Origin of the sequence: Metallosphaera cuprina Ar-4 (genome assembly GCF_000204925.1) — an archaeon.
GTDB lineage: Archaea > Thermoproteota > Thermoprotei_A > Sulfolobales > Sulfolobaceae > Metallosphaera > Metallosphaera cuprina.
This window is the reverse complement of the sequence record NC_015435.1, coordinates 1,135,707-1,156,301: the sequence shown is the minus strand read 5'-3', so window position 1 is coordinate 1,156,301 and position 20,595 is coordinate 1,135,707. Positions and strand designations below refer to the sequence as shown.

Here is a 20,595-nt window from a genome sequence, read left to right as displayed (position 1 = left end):
ATTTAAACCATATACGAGAAAATTGATTATAATAGGTTCGTTAGAAAACTTCTAATAAATCAAGGAAGTTTCCCCCCCAAATCAGTTAGAAGATATCTTATTTACGCTTAATTACGATATCGCTTTTCTTAGCGCAATGAGTTCCAAAAAAGCTATATCAAACACAATTTTTGCTGCAGTAACTATTATATTAGTAATAGTTGCTGCAGTAGGTTTTGGACTATATCTAACAAAGCCTCCAACAACCAAATACGTCAACGTGACGCAACCAGTTTACATAAATAAGACGGTTCCGGTCTACGTTAACAAAACCGTCTACGTTAACAGGACTGTTGAAGTTCCTACACCTGCTCCTTCCTCTGGAGCGTTCATGAACGGTCAGGTAATAACTTTCCTTTATACTGCCCAATTCTCCTGCACTCCGTCATTAACTCAGTTCTTCCCTAATGAAACTCAGGCAAACCAAGTAGCTATGGGATGCGAGGTAGGTGCAGCCCCTAGCGCAAGTCAGTTACCTCCTAACGCAGCACCGGTATACGTTGTAGTTCCAGCCTTCGCTGGCCTATCAATATTTGGAGTTCAAAAGTTAGGCTCAACACCTCAAGGATATCCTGTCTTCCATTATAACGGGCAGAACTATACAGTCCTAACCCAATGCGGTGCCTCTGGAACAGAAGCCGGATGTGCCGATCACATGATGTACATTTACTCTCCCGTCTTCACCATAGTCGAGAAATATCTAGGTATAAACAACGGAGTATTCGGACTACCAGAGGGAGTACTACCGACTCCAGCTCACGATCATATAGTGACATTCTCAACTAACACCTCCATACCGTGGTACATAGTTGTAGTCCTTGACTTCAACCCCAACATATTCCCTAACCCATTGACAGGTCAATGCAACGCTATAGTTCCCTCTAACCAATCTGACCCAACAGCACTATGCCTCAACTCCTATCAGAACGTACAAAAGGCAATGAGCACATACGATAGCGCAGTGGCCTCAGCTAATCAGGGTAACCCAATATGGGAGGCTTTAGGTAAACCAGGAGTAGACGTTATATCCGCACCAAGCAACATGATACTATACTTCAGCGATCCAAACATCTATCCGTATCCGTCTCTATCTCAGGTTCTTCCTACACCTGCTGCTGCTCCTTCCTCTGGAGCGTTCATGAACGGTCAGGTAATAACTTTCCTTTATACTGCCCAATTCTCCTGCACTCCGTCATTAACTCAGTTCTTCCCTAATGAAACTCAGGCAAACCAAGTAGCTATGGGATGCGAGGTAGGTGCAGCCCCTAGCGCAAGTCAGTTACCTCCTAACGCAGCACCGGTATACGTTGTAGTTCCAGCCTTCGCTGGCCTATCAATATTTGGAGTTCAAAAGTTAGGCTCAACACCTCAAGGATATCCTGTCTTCCATTATGACGGGCAGAACTATACAGTCCTAACCCAATGCGGTGCCTCTGGAACAGAAGCCGGATGTGCCGATCACATGATGTACATTTACTCTCCCGTCTTCACCATAGTCGAGAAATATCTAGGTATAAACAACGGAGTATTCGGACTACCAGAGGGAGTACTACCGACTCCAGCTCACGATCATATAGTGACATTCTCAACTAACACCTCCATACCGTGGTACATAGTTGTAGTCCTTGACTTCAACCCCAACATATTCCCTAACCCATTGACAGGTCAATGCAACGCTATAGTTCCCTCTAACCAATCTGACCCAACAGCACTATGCCTCAACTCCTATCAGAACGTACAAAAGGCAATGAGCACATACGATAGCGCAGTGGCCTCAGCTAATCAGGGTAACCCAATATGGGAGGCTTTAGGTAAACCAGGAGTAGACGTTATATCCGCACCAAGCAACATGATACTATACTTCAGCGATCCAAACATCTATCCGTATCCGTCTCCATATGAATAAGACAATTTTTTTCTACCATAAACTTAGGTAGATGATAATGAAGATCAGTTTTCTGGTATTTTTTATAGTCGTGGTCTTATTTATTTCAGCTTTAGCCTATTTTAACTTACAAAAAATTGATTCCACCTCAGATCAAATTAACACGTTTGTATCCCCATCGGTAAACCTTCAATTAAAGCAGATTTCCGAAAACAGCTCCAGCTATGTGGAATATAATAATGAACTAGTATATACGGTTAAATACCAAAGTTCGTCTGAACTTACTTATGACGGTAAACCTGTAATAATTTTTGTAGGAGCCGAGTGGTGTCCTTATTGTGGAGCAGAGATATGGTCGCTAGTGATAGCCTTAAGCAGATTTGGAAACATCTCCGGTCTAAGATATATGGAGTCCAGTTCAACGGACATTTATCCGGACGTTCCTACTTTTACTCTTGAAAACCTGTCTTATCATAGCAATTATATTTCTGTACTAGCCTATGAGTATCAAAACAGGTACCATGAACCTTTACAATCAGTACCTCAAAATATATACTTAATGTGGAATCAGCTAGCTAATGGAAGCATACCTTTCCTAGACATAGCAGGGATCTATTATCAAGTCGGCACTACCAACGATCCCGGATTACTTAGCGGGCACAACTGGACTTACGTTATAAAAGAGCTCGGAATCAATGATACATTGTCACGTCAGATCTACTCAACGGCGAACTTGATAACTGCGGAGATTTGTTCAGTTGATGGAAATCAGCCCTCTCAAGTTTGCAACGCTTCTGCCGTTCAACATTATGAGAGCTCTCTAGGTGTTCAAGTTAGAACAGATCTTGGATATTTCCAATATAACTACATTTCTAGTTTGAATTTAGATAATTTATTACAACAATACGAAATAAAAAGGATAATTTAATTTGTTTGTTTTCAAGGAAGAGGGTTGTAAAATTAAGCTTTGTCCATTGTCAAATAAAATTTTTCCCCAACAGCGTAAATTCGACAGAAGGGTAATGACATATTAGTTAATAATAAATTAATTCATTTTTTTACATCTTTGAAAGACTTCTTATTGTCTTCACTTGAGCGTTTCTTTAGCCTTAATCCTGGTTATAAACTTTTATGTTATATGTTATCGATAATTGTTTTGACAGCGCTCTTAGATCGAGTAAGTTCTCAGTATATCATGAAGCCCTTGATTTATCCTTAACACTTAACTAGAGAGTATCCTTGTCCATTCCTTAAAGATATTGAGTTGGATCACCTAAGTTTTCACTTGTTCTAAAAAATCAACCAAATTTTACCTTGTTTTCATTTTTATACCTCATATATCTTACATACAATTTTGAGATGTGTTGGCATGGATAGGAACCACATTCACATTTGCCATCCACTATCCTTACGCCTTCTAATACAATCTTTACTTTAAATCCAGACAAAGAACATCTAGCTGGTACAGTCCCCTCAACCTCAACCTTATCTCCTAGTTTCCTAACAATCATGTCTCACACGAAATGATGTTTTTCTTGTTCCACGATCGTCATTATCTCTCCTGTTAAAGGGAAGTTTTGGACGTAGAATTCAATTGCTTTTGTCTCAACGTAGTTAATCACTTTTCTGATCACCCTATCTCCTAACAAACCTACTATCACTCCTAGGAAGAGGAGAAGGAAATACGTTGGGTACTCAAGCCAAGATCTCCTTTTTGCTCTAAAGAAATTCCAGTGTGACGTCTCCTCTTCGAGTGCCTTTCTGAACTTATCACTCTTCTTTACTACATAAATCCCTTTCGCTAATCCCGTGGCCCCAGCCTCTCCTAAGAGGGCCACTAGATTCTTGTCCAATTCATCCACCGATGGAAAGAGTGTCCTGAATGTTCAACAAGTCCTTCTTTACCAAGTCGTTCTCTAAACTAGAATATAATATACTTAAGCCAAGAATTATTGCGCCATATATCTCTGTAAAGTCCAACTCACTCAGGTTAGCATCCTCGTCCAGCTTGTTTTTCAACTCCCTCATTAGGTTTCTAATTGATAGAGCGTCCTCTCTGTCCTCGCCGTTCAATCTCCACGCCACTAACGACATGATGTAAATCGACTTCTTCAACCTTGTCCTAAAATCTCTCATTTCCTTCGTCTCTGTGAAGTTCATATGTTATAATTAGTCAGTTCTATCCTAAATACATTTTGCAAATTCACTCAAACTTTATACCTCAATATAATTATAACTTGTATAATAAAATCAGAATTGATTATAAACATCAATCAGCTACTAACCTCAGAGAACTCAATTGATACTGATAGATTATCATGACGTCAGCGTCTGGATCGTGCAACCTAGCCGAGTTGACGTAATTCCTAGTAAGTAACATGTTTTCAACTAGGCAGACGTTAATTCCGGCCTTACCGTCAGTTATTCTAAATATGGTGCACTGTTCCAAGGTCCCTGTTATTTTCTTTATGTCTCTCGAGAACATGGAAAACATCACTAGTCCAGATCTAGGGATATCTAGGATCGGATAAACCGCAAACACGCCTTTCTTAGAGAGGATTTTCAATCTCTTTGAAACTAGCTTTGAGGAGATACCGATCTTTTGTGATATCTCGCTCTCTGAAGCTCGTGGACTCTCTTTTAACGCTTCAATGATGTTTATGTCCAAAGGTTTGAGATCCACAGGTTCCTGTTCAGGAATGTATTTAAGTCTGGGTTCACCGAGAGTTTTAGACATCTTCTCCATTTTGTCCTCTAAATCTCTCACGCTCTTTCCTAATATACCGTAAACGTTCAACCATTCTACACATTTGAACTTCAGGAATATCCAGTCCGAATCGTAGTCTGTGTAGTTCACGAAGGCTAAGAATCCGTAATATTGAGAGAGGTAGGACGGATTTATGAAGGTTACGAAGCCCTTCAAGATACCCTCTTCCTCGAGCTTCTTGAACCTATAGTTTAAGGTTGGAGGGGTGATGTTCAGTTCCTCAGCTATCCTCCTTTGGCTTATCCTCCCGTCTCTAAATAGGAGATAAAGTATTTTTTTATCTACTTCATCCATCTATAATTTTTAAGGTTTGAGATAATTAAAATTTAGTATAGACTGTGTCCTTGGTTCCTTTTTATCTACTTCATCCATCTATAATTTTTAAGGTTTGAGATAATTAAAATTTAGTATAGACTGTGTCCTTGGTTCCCCATATTTAATAATTATTTAAAATTGCATCTTTAGTAAAAATTATATCACAGTACTAAAACCACTGAACTTAAATCCTACCTCATGAACGCTTGAATAGTTTTGTCTAAGTATGGGGGAGGATCTAACTCCTCGTGCAAACAACAGCCTCTATCGTTATGTTATCTCCTTTTAACGATTTGACTTCAGCCTTAATCTCATCCAGTATTGACCTCAAAAGGGGTAAGTACACCCTTTCAGATAAATTTTTACCAAAATAAGAAGCAAATATAATAAAGGTTCCACACGATCCGTTCTGTTTCACTATAACGTTTTGCGCGTTCGGTAAGGGAGTTATAGCTATGAAAAACCTTTTGACCAAACTAAGCATTTCAGATATATTATTAGGGGTATCTATTAGAAAATTGTGTTTAAAAAGAGAGAAATATATGGAAACTATCTCATTGGAAAATTCTGGATATTTTTCAATTATCTCCTGAAGAGAATTTAGAGGAAAGGGTACGAGTCCCATTAATTTAGAGGAGTAGAGGTCGCGGAATATCTCAACACGTTCAGCAAAGGAGTGTTCGGGAGAGACCTTTACCAAGGTTATGAGAGACTCAATAGCCTCATCAATGAAAGATTTCCAATCGCTTGTCTTTGATAAGTATCCTCTATCGATCATTTGTTTCATTATCTCCTTCAGCTCCAATTCATGTCTCTTATTGACAGGTAAAAGCACTCTCCCCTTAGAGTTATCGTTCTTTTTCTTTGACATCCACTATACCTACTTTGGTTAAAATATACGTTTTTTCCTGCTGTCACCCTTTACTTCTGATCTCGGTAGAGCTTGTTTCACCGCGTCTACGAGAAGTATCCCATAGGCCACAAGAGAAAGGATCAGCGTTAATATCTCGACCAAATGCTCCATAGGTATTAAGTTCTAAATTTACTCATTTAAACTATTAGACTTCAGTTATATACAAACCTTTCATATAATTTATAGGCTAAAAGGTTTTGTATACGTTTATATAGCGTTTGATTTCCTCCTTCTCTCTGCAAAGTAGGCAGCAATTACCCCTACGAAATAGAGCGTGGACAATGTAACTCCTATCGTCGTTTCGATCACTCCTCCAGTAGTTCCGGGAGAAATGAACCACGCTATAATAAAGGCCCCAAGAACTCCGTATCTCCAGTTTTTCCTCCAGCTACTAGCCTTGACTATCCCACCCAAAGTGAGAATGCTCATAACCAAAGGGTACTCAAAGGCCACTCCTACAGTAAGCATTAGCGACATGACGGTACTTATGAAAGCTCTCAGACTTAGCGTAGGTTCAACTCCCAATGAGGTAGTGTAAATGAGAACGAACTTCATCATGACTGGTATGATTATGAAGTAAGAGAAGCTAGAGCCCGCTGCGAACAGGATAAAAGCAGGTAAAATCACGAGCTTAGCCATTTTCTTCTCGTTCTCATAAAGCCCAGGCGAAACGAATCCCCATATCTCATGAACTATAACAGGGAGGGCTATAAACATCGAAAGGAAGAACGCCACATACGCAGCTGAGAATAGAGTGTCGAAAGGGTTAAGGTTCAAAAGCTGTATTTGTGGCGGGAGCTCGGTGTGGATGAAAAGCCTAATGAAATCTGAAGCTATACTATTGAAAAGATCAGGATAAAGTATAGGGAAGTTGAAACCTAAAAAGGATACTTCTTTAACTTCAAAAAAGAAAAATATCACGAAAGCTACGACAAGGGAGATCAATGCCCTCCTTGCTCTTGCTATCAGCTCATTAAGGTGATCTAGTAAGGGCCTCTCTGCAGTCTTCCCTATTTCATTAGTTCTTTCCGTCACCCTTCTTCAACCTCTCTACTTCGGCCTGTAGCTTCTTTATCTGGTCCTCCAGTTGTTTTATCCTAGGGTCCTCAGTTTGAGTCGGTCTAGGCCTGATTGCGGGTCTAACTTCTGGAACTTCCGAATCGAAGGAGAGCGCAGATCTTGTCTCCTGGGTTATATCTCCGCCTTCGGACAGCTCTCTCATTATTTCGTTCTTAAACTCGTTTTGTTTTTTCCTCAGTTCGGAAAGAGTTCGGCCCAGGTTCCTTACTGTACCAGATAAGTTCTTCTCCCCACCAAGGAGTAATATAGCTACTATAACCATGATTAGGGCATCGCTTAAGCTACCTATCACACCTGGGCCCCTCTTTAAAAAAAGGATTACTTAGAGTTCTGCTGCTTCTTTAGCTGTTCCAGCTGATTCTGAAGGTCTTTTATTTGCTTTTCTAACTCCTCTTGAGAGAGGGTCTTCTGTGTGTTCTGTTGGACGTTAACTTGAGGAGTGGTTTGAGATTGCATTTGATTTATTTCCATTTCCGCCTCTATTCTACCTTTCTTAAACTCACCTATTGCCCTTCCCATAGATCTGAAGAGCTCAGGAATCTTACTAGTACCTACGAACAGAACTAAAGCCACTATAATTATGATCGCTATATCTGACGGGTTCATTGCGACCATTTATAACACTCTAAAATATCATTTTAAGACCCTAGTTAAAAAACATTTCTTTATTAATTCTTCATCTTAAAAGAGGATAAATTAATAACGTGAATATAAACTTAGTTAATTTAACCGAGATCTCAACCCAGTCAACCTAAGCTTTGAGATAAGCTAATCTGAAAGTATTTTACTCAAGAATTCCCGAGAGAGTTTAAGGGCGACGTCCTCCTGCGATCTCTTTAACTCAAAGTAGAGACTTAGCCCTAGAGATATTCTCCTAAATGCCTTATCTAAGCTGCCTGAGCCGAAGTCTTGAAGTCTGCAGGCTATCTCAAGTTTATCCTCTAGGTTGATGAACTCTAGCCCAGTTGTGACTAGAACGTCATTAACTAGATCCATCCCTAAGAACACGTTGAGTTCAAGATCGGAGGACATTATAAATCCCTCCCTCACCCTAAACGTCACGAAGTCTCTCCAGTGATAAGGTTTCATTAGGACCTCCCTTAACCTGTCTATAGAGGGTATTCTGTAACTGAGGGAGCGGATTAATTCTGTAGGAATGAGATAAATAGGATAAACTAGGACAGCGTAACTGTCGAACTCTTTAGCTAGATACTCCCCTTCCTTTCCTACTAGTTTAACCCAACTATCCTCGCTTTCAATCCTGTACCTTGAGATTGTTTCTCTAAAAGAAAAGGGGTTTAGATGGATCTCCACCCTCACATCGTCAGCGGTGGTCCGCTCATCATAGCTCATGTAGTGCTCGACCTCATCATTCAATATAATAGAGAACTATTCACTTATCAAGGTTTGCTGTGCGATAAAAGTCCTATATGTGCAGTCAGTTATGTCCCTCTCGTCATCCTTACAATCACGGGGTAGAACTTCATCATCTATGTTAAGCTCACCTTAATGTTAAAAAGTTCTCAGTTCCCGCGAACCTCGTCAAAAGGCGCATTCAGGAACTTGCGGTCACAACTGATGATGGTCATGATCTGATTAAGTCAGTTTCAATGGAGATAACCTTCAAAGGTCATATGATACATCTCTCCATACGACTTTCCTTCTCCTAAAATTTGCAATGAGGGTAACCCATCCGAAGAAGAGTCCTAAAATTGAGGCTAATGAGGGAATGATAGATTTTTTGCCCAGATATCTTGACCTCGAGAGGTTCTTGGCTATCCAGAGCAATAGAGGAGTTAAGTAAATCCACTGTAAGGATAGAGCGAAAAGTAAAATGAAAGATATCATGAACGAACCGATGACGAGGAATGCCTTAGCTCCTCTGTTCGAGTACTTGACTATAGTTACGACCTGCCTAGCGGACCAACGTCCAATGTCTCTCTCATCGTAAACGTTAAGAGGGATGGCTAACCCATTAAAGGCTATCCTCCCTCCTCTCATTTTCACTATCCTCGTTAAAGTGCAATCGTCGCACCACTCCTTAGATAACTCATCGATCACCTCATTATCAATGAAGTCTCTTCGAAAGGCCATGGATCCACCCCAAAGGAACGTACCTCCTAAGGCTTGAGATTCGAAACCTAAGGTCCAAAAGCCTGCCCTTATTAAGTTCCTCAGACTCATCTTAACCGGATCAGGCCATGAAAAAGTTGTAACTGCAGTGTACTTATCTAAATTCCTCACCATCTCTCTAAGCCATCTCCTAGGGTAAAAAGTGTCGGAGTCAGCGAAGACAATAACCGGGTTACTTGCTTCCCTTATCCCTGAAAGCTGAGCCTTTATCTTACCACTGCACGAACAATCTCCTTGACTAACTACAACTTTAACCCCTAAACTCTTCAGCCGTTCAGCTAGCCATGGTTGATCAGGATCCACAACGTAAATAATATCATAACTACAGGGGAAGTCCTGATTTTTTAGCGAATTAACGTTTAGCTCAAGTCCAGGATCCTCCCCCCTAATGGGAACAATGATTGAGGCTGGAGAACAGAAACTTCCATCATATTTGAAGAAGGAGTTCTCCTTCAATATCTGAAGAAGTAGCAAAACGTCAGCTAGGATAGGTAAAGCAATTAAGGGCTCTATCATAGTCCGATAAGAGTTTTGGTTAACTAAAAACGCTAACTTGTATCTAAGGCGATACGAACGCCAACATGTAGCTCTTTATCTGCTGATGTATCTCAGACGTCGGCCTGTAGACGGAAAGCAAGTCTGTGAACTCCTGAACCGCTGAGTTCCAATTTATCCTGTCCTTAGATGCGTAAACTTCCCCCCGAGAGCTCTCTAACCAGTGTACGGTCCTAAGTCCGCCGTTGTTCGTTAAGACCGTCAGTTTTAATCTCCTTTCACTGGTGAAACCAGGCTTGTCCTTAAGGAACTCTCTACCGAGATCGAACTCAACGTAAGTGGTAGAGAAATCCAAGTAACGCCTCTCATCGAAGTATAGGTTACCTATATCCTCAACGCAGGTTTTGGGTAGGTCAATAGGTATACCGGTCATCCCGTAAAGGGAGGAGAGGTCCTCAATGACGGCTGGAACGAACTCCCTCAACTCGTCAGCAATTTTACTCTTAGCCTCATCTCCTTTGATCACAGAGAGGCCGTGAAAGTCAAATAACTTCCCGTTCTCAAAGCTCACTCTCTTGGAGTCGCTTAGAAATCTCAAGCTAAACTTCTTTTCATCCTTCTGCAACTCTAGTATCTTCCCCCTGCAGTTACATTGGACTAGCAAACTCTGAGGTGCGGCTGTAAGCTTGAAGCTCATCTCCTTGATCCATTCGCTCACGTTTATCCCCATTTCAACCTTGTTCCACCATCAACTGGAATGACTACGCCGTTAACCCATTCCGAATCTTCACTCATCAACCATGCAGCAACCAAGGCGAAATCTTCAGGAGGTGCCTTCTCTTCTCCCAACTTCCTAAGCTTCCTCCAATCCCTCTCAGGTTCGAAGTCTCCATCAATCCAGCTGGGAGCTATTCCTACAACTCTTATTTCCCTTGGAAGGAGCTCTGCCGCCAAAACTTCAACAGCCTTAGCTAGACCAGCCTTGGCTGAGGCGTAGGAAAGTTGAGACGAAGAGGCCCTATCTATCCCCCTCAGAGCTGAAACCAGAAGTATTGTCCCGCCCTTATTTATTAGGTCTATGAATCCTGAGATTGTTAAAAGAGGGAGCTTCAAGTGGTTATTTATCATGGAATCCAGGCCCTTAAGATCCTCTATCGTATCCTCTTCATAGCCCCCTATCATAACGGCCAACCCGTCTAGCGAGTTGACGTTTCTTCTCACTTTGTTCTTAAGTTCCTCAACGCTCTCTCTAGATTTAACATCTCCAGGTACGCTTATTACAGTACCGTACCTCCTCAACGAACTCTCTATCTCCTTGAGCTTACCTTCATTTCTAGACGAGATTATTACGGTTGCGCCCTCCCTCAGTAGGAAGTAAGCTAAAGCGTAACCTAGTCCTTTACTAACTCCAATAAGTAAGATGGTTTTTTTGCTGAATCTCATGAAATCTAATATTCTTTACCTGGATTTAAGTAATAACTTAATCTTCTCGGGTTCGTAAACAGGTAGGCTACATGAGTTTTTGATGCAGATGAAGGCTCTGCTCTTTTCGCCCTGATTTATCATGGCCCTAACTATGGGCCTCACAACGTCCCTGTTCTCCTCCTTCACCAGCTCAACCACTTTGAAAGGATGGTAAGTGAGCAACGCCTCCTTATGAAGGTTCTCAGCCTTTCCATCTCCTGAGTCCACTACAACCACATGCGCTATTCCGTTCAATAGCGATCCTAAGCTGTAAATTGCTCCAGCGTAGAATGGAGGACCTTGAACGTAATCCCCTATTATTGAGGATACGGTTTGTTCTGGTACCTCGATCTCCTCTATTTGGGAGAGGCTAATTAAGGCTTTCAAGGCTAGGGAGTTAGGAGATTCGTTAGGTGTGTCCATGTTAGCTATCTCGCTCGAACCTCTCCTCTCAACGAAACCTTGATTAGTCATGAAACCTTTAAGTTCCTCCCCCAACTCAGTAGCCACGTTCCTGTATCTCATCTCGCCTGTGAGGCTGTACGCTTTGATGCTTGCCAGGAGCGCTGAGGCGTAGTCCTCGAGTAACCCCTCTCCTCCACCGTTTAATCTTCTAGTTATCTTTCTGTTTATTTTGTTCACTACTTGAAGGGCTTCTTCTACACCATATCCTGTGACAGGGTAAGACGTTAAGAGCGCGTAAGCCATCCTGGTGTTGGGATATGTGTAAAGGTTGTCGTCTCTAAAAGGTCTCTTCCGTGTGGAGTCTCTGTACTCTCTTAAAGTCTTTCTAGCTAACCTAAGTTCATCAAGCAGAGCTTTCACGTCCTTACTTAATCTCTTGCTCAAATCGTTTAGGTCCTGCTTCACCCTGACCACTCCTCCTTCTAACGCCTGCTCTCCAACCAAAGAGAAAACCTTCTCAACTAGTTCCTTCCATTCACCCGAAGCTCTAACTAGTTCGTCCCATTTCCATATGTAATAACCTCCCTCAATATCGTCAACGTCAGCGTCCATGGAGGAGGCGAACCCTTCCTTAGTCCAAAGGTCCCTCAGTACGTACTCAACGGTTAACTTCAATCCCTCTAGAATTATAGGATCTCTCGTGTAAAGGTAATTATCATGATAGTCCTCTATAAGTTCCGCGTTATCTATCAGGAGTTTCTCAAAGTGAGGTACGTTCCACTCTCTATCGATCGCGTATCTATGGAACCCTCCGCCTACCTGGTCAAAGATCCCTCCATGAAACATTTTTTTCAAAGTGAACGTGGAGAGCTTTGAGCTAACCTGATCTCCTGTCCAGAAGGAGTAAGCCAACATGAGCTGATCAACTGTGGGGTGAGGGAACTTCATGGTGTTCCCTAGTCCGCCCTGTTCAATATCGTAGGACGAAATTATTGATGACATGGTTACTTCAACGGTATCGAAGTTAACTTGATTGCCCGAAGAGGGCGTGTAATCAGTTATAGACAGCGAGGACTCCCTTATTTTGTCCCTCTCTTCTTTCCATAACCTTGCTACCTCTTTCAGAAGTCTTGCCATACCTATCCTACCGTATGAGTCGACAGGAGGAAAGTATGTTCCTCCGAAGAACACCTCACCGTTAGGTGTCATAAAAACCGTGAGAGGCCAGCCTGACTCGCCCGTGATACTGGTTACAGCCCTCTGCAGCTTTCTATCCAAATCTGGCATCTCATCTCTGTCAACCTTAATTGCAACGAAGTGTTGATTTATCATGTTAACGATCTCTGGGTTAGAGTAAGTTTCCTTATCCATGACGTGGCACCAGTGGCACCACACAGCTCCTACATCAACTAAAACGGGCTTGTCCTCCTTTCTAGCCCTTTCGAAGGCCTCATCAGACCACGGATACCAATCTATCTCTTGGTTCGCAGATTCCCTCAAGAACGCACTCGAGCTGTTAGCTAGCTTATTCATACTCCATCCTAGAGAGTCTCAGCTTTTAAACAAGTTCAAGAAAAATAGCTAGGATGTTGAGGAAAAGGGCTTCTGATAGGTGACGTCAGTCTTCAGCTCTGAATCCTTCTCTTAGTGAACAAGTAAACCCCTCCTAATATAGCCCTCCTAATATAGCAAGGAAGCCTAAACTTGTGTAACTTATATCAGGTTCGACTCCGGATCTGATCGTATTCTTGGAGAACGAAACGGTAAGGTTAGTGTTGTTATATATCATCACCCATATCTGATTTCCTACCATCCCATTGCTCCAATTCGATACGGAGTAACCTGAGTTGGGAACCGCATAAAGGGTTATTAGGTCACCTGCTCTTACCCTAAAGATCTTAGTTCCGTTAACTTTTATGATGGAAGAGTTAGCAAGTTTGACGTTTAGGTAACCGTCCCCAAGAGTATTGACTTGTACAGTGAAATAAAGAGGTTCAACTGTAACGTTTAAGGTTGAGACGTTTGGGAGTAAAGTCAAGTTGTCTGTCTTAACTCCATTTACAAATATGGAGGAGTAAGGCATGATTGAACTAACGTAAACTTGTAGCGTTGAGTCCTGGACGTTAATCGTTTCGTTAGAACCTACGTAAATTACCGTTCCGTTAGAGTAAAGAATTACTTGGGCTGGCTCTCCGTAAAGGAACACGTGGAGAGGAGCGGCGTGAACGTTCATGGCCAAAAGTAGAGGTATTAGGAAAGCTAATTTCTTCGTCATAGTTTTCTGCTTTCCAGATGATGAAAAAGGAGAGTGAGGTTGGAGAAATTAATCTCGAAGGGTTTCAGACGCGGTTTTTTAATCGGTTTTAAAGATATAATGTTAGATGAGGATCCCAACCTTACCTGATGCGTGATGAAGGGTTGTTTCACCTGATATAATTGCAAAGTTATAACTTACGCTTTAACTTATCTCATCGTGTCTACTAGACTTTCTATAAACGGGAAGGACGTTCCGCTGAACGGTATAGTCAGGTTGAAAGGGAAGGGCAAATTTAAAGCAGCGCGTCTCATGTATTTTCTACTTAAAACCTTAAACCAAATGCCTAGATTGTATGGGATAACATCCCACGATCCAATAGAGACGTGGAGAAGGAACTTCGAGAGCAAGTTTGGCTCGATCTTAACGTCTCAAGTTGAGCCGGGTAGAATAAAGTTGGAGGGTCAATTCTCTCTAGATATGGAGAAGTTCATAATCAGAGGGAAGGCGACTGAGGGCGGAGTTAGCGTAAGCGTTGAGCTGTTGAAGAAACCTGAAAACGTGCCTCAGGGCATAAGAGGTATGGTTGAGGTAGACTCTTTCTATTTCGCAGATCTTAAGAGACCTAAACCTCTTTTCGTTCCTGGCTCAAAGGACGGGATACTTGCGGGTTTCCACAGGTTCCTAGTCCTTCAGGCTGAAAACGCTTCGGGCGTACCTAAGACTTTGGGGATAGTTTCAGAGTTTATCAACTCAATAGTCCTACCTCACGGCTACTCCACTACCCTGAGAGGTAAGAGACTTACCACAGACGAAAAGGAGGGACTTTTCCTTGACGGGGAGCCGCTCTATAACGTGGACCCTAAGTTGTTGAGCTTATTAAGTATGAGCTTGGCGCTCGAAATGTCTTCCGAGGATTCGATATTGATAATAGAGGACCCTGAGGCACATCTTGATAAAGAGGATTTGAGGGAACTGACAGAGTTGTTCGCGAGGTTCAAAGGTACGCTTATCCTGGCTACAGATTATGAGTTCCCCTCTGAGAGCTCGATTGAACTTTAACTCAGGTTGTTAAACACAACGCCGAGTTCATCAGGCAGAGCTTTGCGAGATCGTTATCCTTTATCCTTTAAGGTAATCATCTCCTTAAGGAGCATATCTTTCAAAGTGTTGATAAGTTTGTTATAATTGTCCTCTACTCTCCTCACTCTCACTCTCGTCTCCTTAAATTTCTCACACGATTTACACTTTATTATGAAATAGTTTTCCTCAAGCTTGATGTAGACATCCAAGATCTCGTCCATAACCTTTAGCCTCAAGTTCCTTCCAACGTTCAGATCTCTCATTGTGACCCCATTTAAAGAACTCAAGATGACTGCCTCAAAGTTTGTCCTTCCCACAGACAAAACGTAATTTTTAGTCATGAGGTAAGCCTCTAGAGAGATCTCCTTGCAAGCCTCTAGATTCTTCAATCTCTTGACGCATGAGAACAAGAGAGTACATCTTCCAGTGGTCATAGGGGATAAGAACGTCTGGAAAGAGGGGTACTCAAAGGAGATCTCCTCGTTCCTTCCACAATCAACTCTCATGTGCATCCTTTGTCCTCTAACCTTGTATTCAGCTATCGTCGAGCCGTTCACTTTGATCCGACCACGTTTCATCTCAACTTTAAACTTTGAACTCCTAGGTTCGACAGTTCTCTCCTCAATCAGAACAACAGGCCTATCCTCTGCAACTATCCCCTCAAGTGGTTTAGAGTGGTTAAAGTTGAAGTAACCTAACTCTCCGAGAGTTACAACGTGCCAATTCTCTAGGTTGTTGGCCATGTCAATTAGTTCTCCACCATGAAGAACTGTGGACCTGAGTTGTAGATAGGGCAACTGATTTAGCTTTCTGCAGATCACCGTCACTCTACTAGCGTGAACTTCCTCAACGTTTTGAATTATTTTAACACCTTTCGATGAAAGGATCTCCATCTCCTTAACGTTCGCAGGCAAAACCGAAGGATCGCGGAGGGATAAAATGAAATCTATCCGCAGTTGGGAGACCTTATGGTCAGGTAGGCTGAGAAGTCTCCTGTAACGAAATGGACGGAGATACGCTTCCCTCATTAGATCCTCTGACTTCTTTACGATGACCTGGTCCACCACTCTCGTTAAAGATCTGGTGTTGAAATTGGACACTATTATAACGTTTCTAGCCTTCAGGAGGGGACTCTTCGGGGGGTAAGTGGATATGTAAACTTTGTTCTCCACAATGGATTGGTTTGTGAAGATCTCAGACGAGTCTATCTCTTCGGTAAGGTACTCTAGAAAGGAGCGATCGTAGCCAGGCACTACAAATAAGGCCTTCCTTCCTTTGTAAATTGAGGATAATTCCCTTGCTAGTTTTTTCAATTTGAAGAGACATCGGATCTCAAGAGGTTTTAACTATTTCTTTATGTGTGCCCCCTATGAAGAGTAGTTAACAACCTAAATGATGGCGCTAGTCCCTCTCGGTACCAAAACCTCAGAGCGAGAAGCGTTTAAACCGTTGGGTAAAGATCCTCTAGGGATATAAAATTCACAATCTCATGGTCATAAGATGATGAACCTTACAAGGTCGGATAGATGAAGAGAGAATATGGCTGACCCACGTGATAAAATATCAAACCTAAACTTCATTTATTATGCTCTAAACCAAAGTTTCTAATTATGGAGTTCCCATATTTTGACCTGAAAACAGCTAGGGAGATACTGCCTTGGGTTAAGGGTAAGATAATGGAGCTGAGACAGGCCGAAATCAACGCTCAGAGAGCTTTAATTGATGGGAAAAAGGAGTTCATACAGAGTTACACGATAAAAATGGACTCTATCTTGAAGGAGCTCACGGAGAAAGGAGTTATCGTGAGGGACATAAGGATGGGGTTAGTTGATTTCCCAGCGGTTATAAATGACAGGCCAGCCTACCTGTGTTGGAAAACCGATGAAGACGACATAATCTATTGGCACTATACGGAGGAGGGTTTTAGAGGGAGGAAAATGATAACAGACAAGGACGTTATTCTTAGTTATCAATAATTTATTAGAAAGAATATTTCCTAATCCTAATTTAAGTTATAATTATGTAACTCACTAGGTTTTTAAATTCAGGATACTATTTTAACCCTTTTCTCATTACTTTAGTCTATGACTTACGTTGGCTCAAGGATAAGAAGGAAGGAGGACGAAAGGCTGATCTCAGGTAAAGGTAAGTACATAGACGACATAGATTCTCCAGAGTCCCTTTTCTTGGCAATATTGAGGAGCCAAGTACCTCATGCTAAATTGAAGAGAGTGGACTTATCAGGAGCCTTGATTTCGGGCGTAGTAGACGTTTTCGCCGGACTCAACATCAAGGTGGAAAACAGGCCCAGGAACTTTCCTATGGCTACGGATGAGATCCTCTATGAGGGTCAGCCTATAGCGGCTGTCCTTGCGAAAGATAGGTACGTAGCCTACGATGCCTTAGAGAACATCTCTGTTGAGTATGAGGAGCTCCCAGCAGTTACCGACCCAGTTCAGGCAATTGAGGAAAGGGTTAGCGCAGTCGAAGGAGGAAAGAACCTAGTTTATACAAAGACTTACGCTTCAGGCGATCCGTACTCTGCCTTAGAGAGGGCAGACGTTAAAGTTGAGGCTAAACTAGAGATCTCAAGGGTTTATCCAGCAGCGATGGAAACTAGAGGTATAATAGTAAATTACTCTCCTGATTATTTGACCGTGTACGCGCCGACTCAATCCCCTCACTTCATGAGACGTTACCTTTTGGACGCGTTCGGCGGACAAGTGAAGGACATAAGGGTTATACAGCCAGATGTGGGGGGAGCGTTTGGGTCGAAGCTTTTCCCCTATGCTGAAGATTACATAGCAGTTTACGCTGCGCTGAGATCAAGGAGATCTGTGAAATGGATCAGCACTAGAAGTGAAGACATCAGATCAACCTATCACGGGAGGGGACAAATCCATAAGGTAAAGGCAGGTGCGACAAAGGACGGTGTCCTAGTCGGTATAATAGACGAGCTTTACATCGATTTAGGGGCGGCAAGCCATGGTACCTATCTAGCTGATATAGCTGCGACTATGCTACCGGGTCCTTACTCGGTTAAGGACATAGTCGTTAAAGTGTTAGGAGTTCACACCAATAAGACACCTCTGGATCAATACAGAGGAGCAGGTAGACCTGAGGCTTCGTTCGTAATTGAGAGAATCATTGACATGATAGCCGATGAGGTGAGGATGGATCCTATAGATATAAGGCGTAAGAACCTGATCAGGACGTTGCCTTATAAGAATCCGTTTGGTCTCCTTTACGACTCAGGAGACTACTTTACCCTACTGGAGAGAGCGGAGAAGGTCTATCGTGAGATGGAAAGTAGGGCAAGGGACTTGAGTTCATTGGGACGGAAGGTAGGTGTAGGTTTCGACTTTTACCTTGAGCAGAACAACTTCGGACCTTGGGAGAGCGCGTCAGTTAGAGTCAGAGGAGACGGAAAAGTAGAAGTGATAATAGGAGCGGCCCCTCACGGTCAGGGGACCGCGACAGGTATAGCTCAGATCGTAGCGGATGAGTTAGGGGTGAATCTAGAGGACGTAGAGGTGAAATGGGGAGACACTGCGATGATTGGAGAAGCGTTCGGTACTTACGGAAGTAGGAGTTTGACTCTTGCAGGTAACGCGGCCATCCTGGCCTGCAATAAGGTAAAGGAGAAGGCGATGAAGCTGGCAGCTCAGTTTATGAGAAGTGACGTTCAAGAACTTAGATACGAGCAGGGGAGAGTCACCAACGTGAAAACGAATAAGTTTATGACACTTAAGGAGATAGCGGCCAGGTCTATGAGCGCTCTAGGCGGGGTCTGGAGATATAAGGAGGAACCAGGACTGGAGGGTACGGCCTATTTCGGTTTAAATAACTACACTTATCCTTACGGTAGTCACGTAGTGATGGTTGAGCTTATCGAAGGCAAACCTAAGGTGTTAGATTATTACGCTATAGACGACATAGGAAAGGTGGTCAATCCGTTACTTGCAGAGGGTCAGGTCAGAGGTGGAGTTATTCAAGGGTTTGGCGAAACAGTTCTTGAGGAGATCAAGTATTCTGAGTTAGGCAATTTGCTTACCGGTAACTTTTCGGACTATGCCATCCCAACAGCTTTTGAGGGGTTTAACATATCTTGGGATTACCTTGAGACAGGAAAGTCAGACGCTCCTTTACCGTCTAAGGGAATAGGAGAGGGTGCAACGATAGGTACTCCACCGGCCTTAATTAGGGCCATAGAAAGGGCTATAGGGAAGAGGCTCACTAAGCTCCCTATTAACGCAGAGGACATCATCTAACCTTTTTGTAAGATCTCACCACGGAAAAAGATATACTAGATTTATAATTAATTTCTGAGAACAAAAATATAAATTTAGTTCGCATCTCTCACTTTAAAGTGCTTCAGGATGTTCTCCCTATGAATCAGCTTACACACGTCTTTCTTAACATAAACGACTCCAGTTCCCTTCCTTAGGACCCTCCCAATTATCCTAGGTTCCAATCCCCTTTTGGTCAGGTCTTGCGCTATGTCATCTATCACCTTCTTTGACGCAAATATAACGATAGCTCCGTTCGTTCCTGCGGTCGAGTTCGGAATTATGAAGTTCTCAGTAGCGAACTCGCTTATCTCTCTATCTATAACAGGTACGTCGTAAAGGTCTACGTCAACCAACGCCTTTTCAGCGAACTCCTTTACCACGAATATCCCCGGTCCCGTGACGTCAGTGGTCATAGCCACGTGACTCTCAAGATCGAACTTTCCACCGAACTCAGGCAGGTGATTGTAAATGACCTCTGCAGAGTCAAAGTTAGGCTTCGTCATATAGTCGAGAGCCCTCTTCTTAGCTTCCTCCACCTTGTTCAAGGTTATTCCTCTCTCCTCCATCGTATCGATAAGTTCTGGTACCGTGAGGAGCCACATGTGAACGTTTATGGGTGTAAGCTCTCCGACCGGTCTAGTCACGAGTATCTCCATTCCTTCGTCTACCTTATCATAATACGTGGGAAGCTCATGATCTGACTTGCCCACAACTGTCGCCCCGATCATTAAGGTCCCCGTACTGGGCTGAACGTCAGTCAACAGCTCTACATTATATCTCTTCGAGAAGCGTTCAAAGTTGTTTAATAGCGTTTTCTTTAAATCTGGATCAGGAGCGTCAGCTACAGGTATCATTTTCAAGTCCTGGAAAGCACCTTTTGTGAAGAGGTCGTTAAGCGAGTTTGAGACTCCAACGTCGACCTGCATCTGAGATCCCGGATCGTCCAACGGGTCGACTATCTGGATCGTATCGTTATTTGAGAGCGTGTAGGACCTGAGTTCCCGTCCGTCTAATTTAAACAGATCTAGAATCCCAACTTCAGCCTTAGGGTTGGTAGTAACTATCGAGTGTCCCTTACCTACGATAAGTTTTCTCCTAGTTTTCACCCCAGTGTAAATCTTCAATAGGAAGTTTGCGAACTTTTCAGGATTTCCGGCCGTCTCTTGATTAACTTGAATCAGGCTAATTGCCCTATCTGCGTCAAACTCACCCCCATTTATTACCCTCTTTAGAACCTCGGACTCCCTGCTTACAAAGATGTCCGTGTCCTCCCTAGGCATCACCTCAATGTTGTTAGCTAGCAATTTCTCCTTAAGTTTCTCTAAAGCCGGATAAACCGTATCAATCAGATCGACCTTTACGGCACATCCTGTGGCTAAAGATAGGGGGTTGATGCCCATCTTCTTGTACTTGTTCAAATTGTCTCTGAATCTCTCAAATAGGTCGCTCATAGCCAAGCACTACTCAATG

The 20,595-nt window shown here is 42.7% G+C and carries 21 protein-coding genes and 2 pseudogenes; 6 read left to right on the top strand and 17 right to left on the bottom strand.

Features of this window, described 5'->3' with window-relative positions; all coding sequences use genetic code 11:
* Positions 1–136: 136 nt before the first annotated feature.
* The 3 genes and pseudogenes from MCUP_RS06000 to MCUP_RS05995 all read left to right on the top strand — a co-directional run.
* A pseudogene (locus MCUP_RS06000) lies at positions 137–1,126 on the top strand (hypothetical protein); the annotation flags it as partial.
* 3 nt (positions 1,127–1,129) lie between these two features.
* A pseudogene (locus MCUP_RS10210) lies at positions 1,130–1,945 on the top strand (hypothetical protein); the annotation flags it as partial.
* Positions 1,946–1,982: 37 nt separating this feature from the next.
* Complete coding sequence (locus MCUP_RS05995; RefSeq protein WP_013737879.1) at positions 1,983–2,852, top strand: DUF929 family protein; 870 nt, start codon at positions 1,983–1,985, stop codon at positions 2,850–2,852.
* A 370-nt stretch (positions 2,853–3,222) separates the two neighbouring features.
* On the opposite strand, the gene MCUP_RS05990 is transcribed toward MCUP_RS05995, so the two are convergent.
* The 15 genes from MCUP_RS05990 to MCUP_RS05925 all read right to left on the bottom strand — a co-directional run bounded on the left by MCUP_RS05990 (position 3,223) and on the right by MCUP_RS05925 (position 13,771).
* Positions 3,223–3,435 (bottom strand): SWIM zinc finger family protein, encoded by a 213-nt coding sequence (locus MCUP_RS05990; RefSeq protein WP_013737878.1) that lies wholly within the window; start codon positions 3,433–3,435, stop codon positions 3,223–3,225.
* A 3-nt stretch (positions 3,436–3,438) separates the two neighbouring features.
* The gene (locus MCUP_RS05985) at positions 3,439–3,786 is read right to left on the bottom strand and encodes a hypothetical protein (protein ID WP_237697969.1); all 348 of its coding nucleotides are present in this window, start codon (positions 3,784–3,786) and stop codon (positions 3,439–3,441) included.
* Positions 3,779–4,084 carry a hypothetical protein gene (locus MCUP_RS05980; protein WP_013737876.1) on the bottom strand — a complete coding sequence of 102 codons (306 nt, stop codon included), beginning with the start codon at positions 4,082–4,084 and terminating at the stop codon, positions 3,779–3,781. Before MCUP_RS05980 ends, MCUP_RS05985 begins: the two co-directional genes overlap by 8 nt.
* A gap of 109 nt (positions 4,085–4,193) precedes the next feature.
* Entirely contained in the window at positions 4,194–4,985 is a 792-nt protein-coding gene (locus MCUP_RS05975) for an Lrp/AsnC family transcriptional regulator (protein WP_013737875.1), read from the bottom strand.
* 259 nt (positions 4,986–5,244) lie between these two features.
* Positions 5,245–5,877, bottom strand: a complete 633-nt coding sequence (locus MCUP_RS05970; RefSeq protein WP_013737874.1) for a hypothetical protein — start codon at positions 5,875–5,877, stop codon at positions 5,245–5,247.
* A gap of 18 nt (positions 5,878–5,895) precedes the next feature.
* Complete coding sequence (locus MCUP_RS10185; protein WP_013737873.1) at positions 5,896–6,030, bottom strand: hypothetical protein; 135 nt, start codon at positions 6,028–6,030, stop codon at positions 5,896–5,898.
* Between the two features lie 96 nt (positions 6,031–6,126).
* Entirely contained in the window at positions 6,127–6,954 is an 828-nt protein-coding gene (gene tatC / locus MCUP_RS05965) for a twin-arginine translocase subunit TatC (protein ID WP_013737872.1), read from the bottom strand.
* Positions 6,938–7,291, bottom strand: coding sequence for a twin-arginine translocase TatA/TatE family subunit (locus MCUP_RS05960; protein ID WP_048057537.1), 354 nt, complete (start codon positions 7,289–7,291; stop codon positions 6,938–6,940). The genes tatC and MCUP_RS05960 overlap by 17 nt, the downstream gene beginning before the upstream one ends.
* A gap of 26 nt (positions 7,292–7,317) precedes the next feature.
* Positions 7,318–7,614: a twin-arginine translocase TatA/TatE family subunit gene (locus tag MCUP_RS05955; protein ID WP_013737870.1), complete on the bottom strand. Its 297-nt coding sequence runs from the start codon at positions 7,612–7,614 to the stop codon at positions 7,318–7,320.
* A gap of 153 nt (positions 7,615–7,767) precedes the next feature.
* Positions 7,768–8,352, bottom strand: a complete 585-nt coding sequence (locus MCUP_RS05950) for a hypothetical protein (RefSeq protein WP_013737869.1) — start codon at positions 8,350–8,352, stop codon at positions 7,768–7,770.
* A gap of 270 nt (positions 8,353–8,622) precedes the next feature.
* The gene (locus MCUP_RS05945) at positions 8,623–9,648 is read right to left on the bottom strand and encodes a glycosyltransferase family 2 protein (protein WP_013737868.1); all 1,026 of its coding nucleotides are present in this window, start codon (positions 9,646–9,648) and stop codon (positions 8,623–8,625) included.
* Positions 9,649–9,691: 43 nt separating this feature from the next.
* Positions 9,692–10,345 carry a hypothetical protein gene (locus MCUP_RS05940; RefSeq protein ID WP_013737867.1) on the bottom strand — a complete coding sequence of 218 codons (654 nt, stop codon included), beginning with the start codon at positions 10,343–10,345 and terminating at the stop codon, positions 9,692–9,694.
* Between the two features lie 2 nt (positions 10,346–10,347).
* The gene (locus tag MCUP_RS05935; RefSeq protein WP_013737866.1) at positions 10,348–11,070 is read right to left on the bottom strand and encodes an SDR family NAD(P)-dependent oxidoreductase; all 723 of its coding nucleotides are present in this window, start codon (positions 11,068–11,070) and stop codon (positions 10,348–10,350) included.
* Positions 11,071–11,085: 15 nt separating this feature from the next.
* A complete protein-coding gene (locus MCUP_RS05930; RefSeq protein WP_013737865.1) occupies positions 11,086–13,029 on the bottom strand; it encodes a thioredoxin domain-containing protein in 1,944 nt (647 codons plus the stop codon).
* Between the two features lie 133 nt (positions 13,030–13,162).
* Positions 13,163–13,771, bottom strand: a complete 609-nt coding sequence (locus MCUP_RS05925) for an InlB B-repeat-containing protein (RefSeq protein WP_013737864.1) — start codon at positions 13,769–13,771, stop codon at positions 13,163–13,165.
* Between the two features lie 198 nt (positions 13,772–13,969).
* Here MCUP_RS05925 and MCUP_RS05920 point away from each other — a divergent pair, with 198 nt between their 5' ends.
* The gene (locus MCUP_RS05920; RefSeq protein WP_237697968.1) at positions 13,970–14,812 is read left to right on the top strand and encodes a hypothetical protein; all 843 of its coding nucleotides are present in this window, start codon (positions 13,970–13,972) and stop codon (positions 14,810–14,812) included.
* Positions 14,813–14,865: 53 nt separating this feature from the next.
* Here MCUP_RS05920 and MCUP_RS05915 read toward each other — a convergent pair whose 3' ends face one another.
* Positions 14,866–16,146, bottom strand: a complete 1,281-nt coding sequence (locus MCUP_RS05915; protein ID WP_013737862.1) for a hypothetical protein — start codon at positions 16,144–16,146, stop codon at positions 14,866–14,868.
* Positions 16,147–16,443: 297 nt separating this feature from the next.
* On the opposite strand from MCUP_RS05915, the gene MCUP_RS05910 reads away from it, so the two are divergent.
* Complete coding sequence (locus MCUP_RS05910; RefSeq protein ID WP_013737861.1) at positions 16,444–16,809, top strand: DUF2203 domain-containing protein; 366 nt, start codon at positions 16,444–16,446, stop codon at positions 16,807–16,809.
* A gap of 108 nt (positions 16,810–16,917) precedes the next feature.
* On the top strand, positions 16,918–19,104 hold the full coding sequence (cutA, locus tag MCUP_RS05905; protein ID WP_013737860.1) for a glyceraldehyde dehydrogenase subunit alpha: 2,187 nt from the start codon (positions 16,918–16,920) through the stop codon (positions 19,102–19,104).
* Between the two features lie 74 nt (positions 19,105–19,178).
* Here cutA and MCUP_RS05900 read toward each other — a convergent pair whose 3' ends face one another.
* Positions 19,179–20,576 (bottom strand): SelD-related putative sulfur metabolism protein, encoded by a 1,398-nt coding sequence (locus MCUP_RS05900; RefSeq protein WP_373419055.1) that lies wholly within the window; start codon positions 20,574–20,576, stop codon positions 19,179–19,181.
* Positions 20,577–20,595 lie beyond the last annotated feature (19 nt).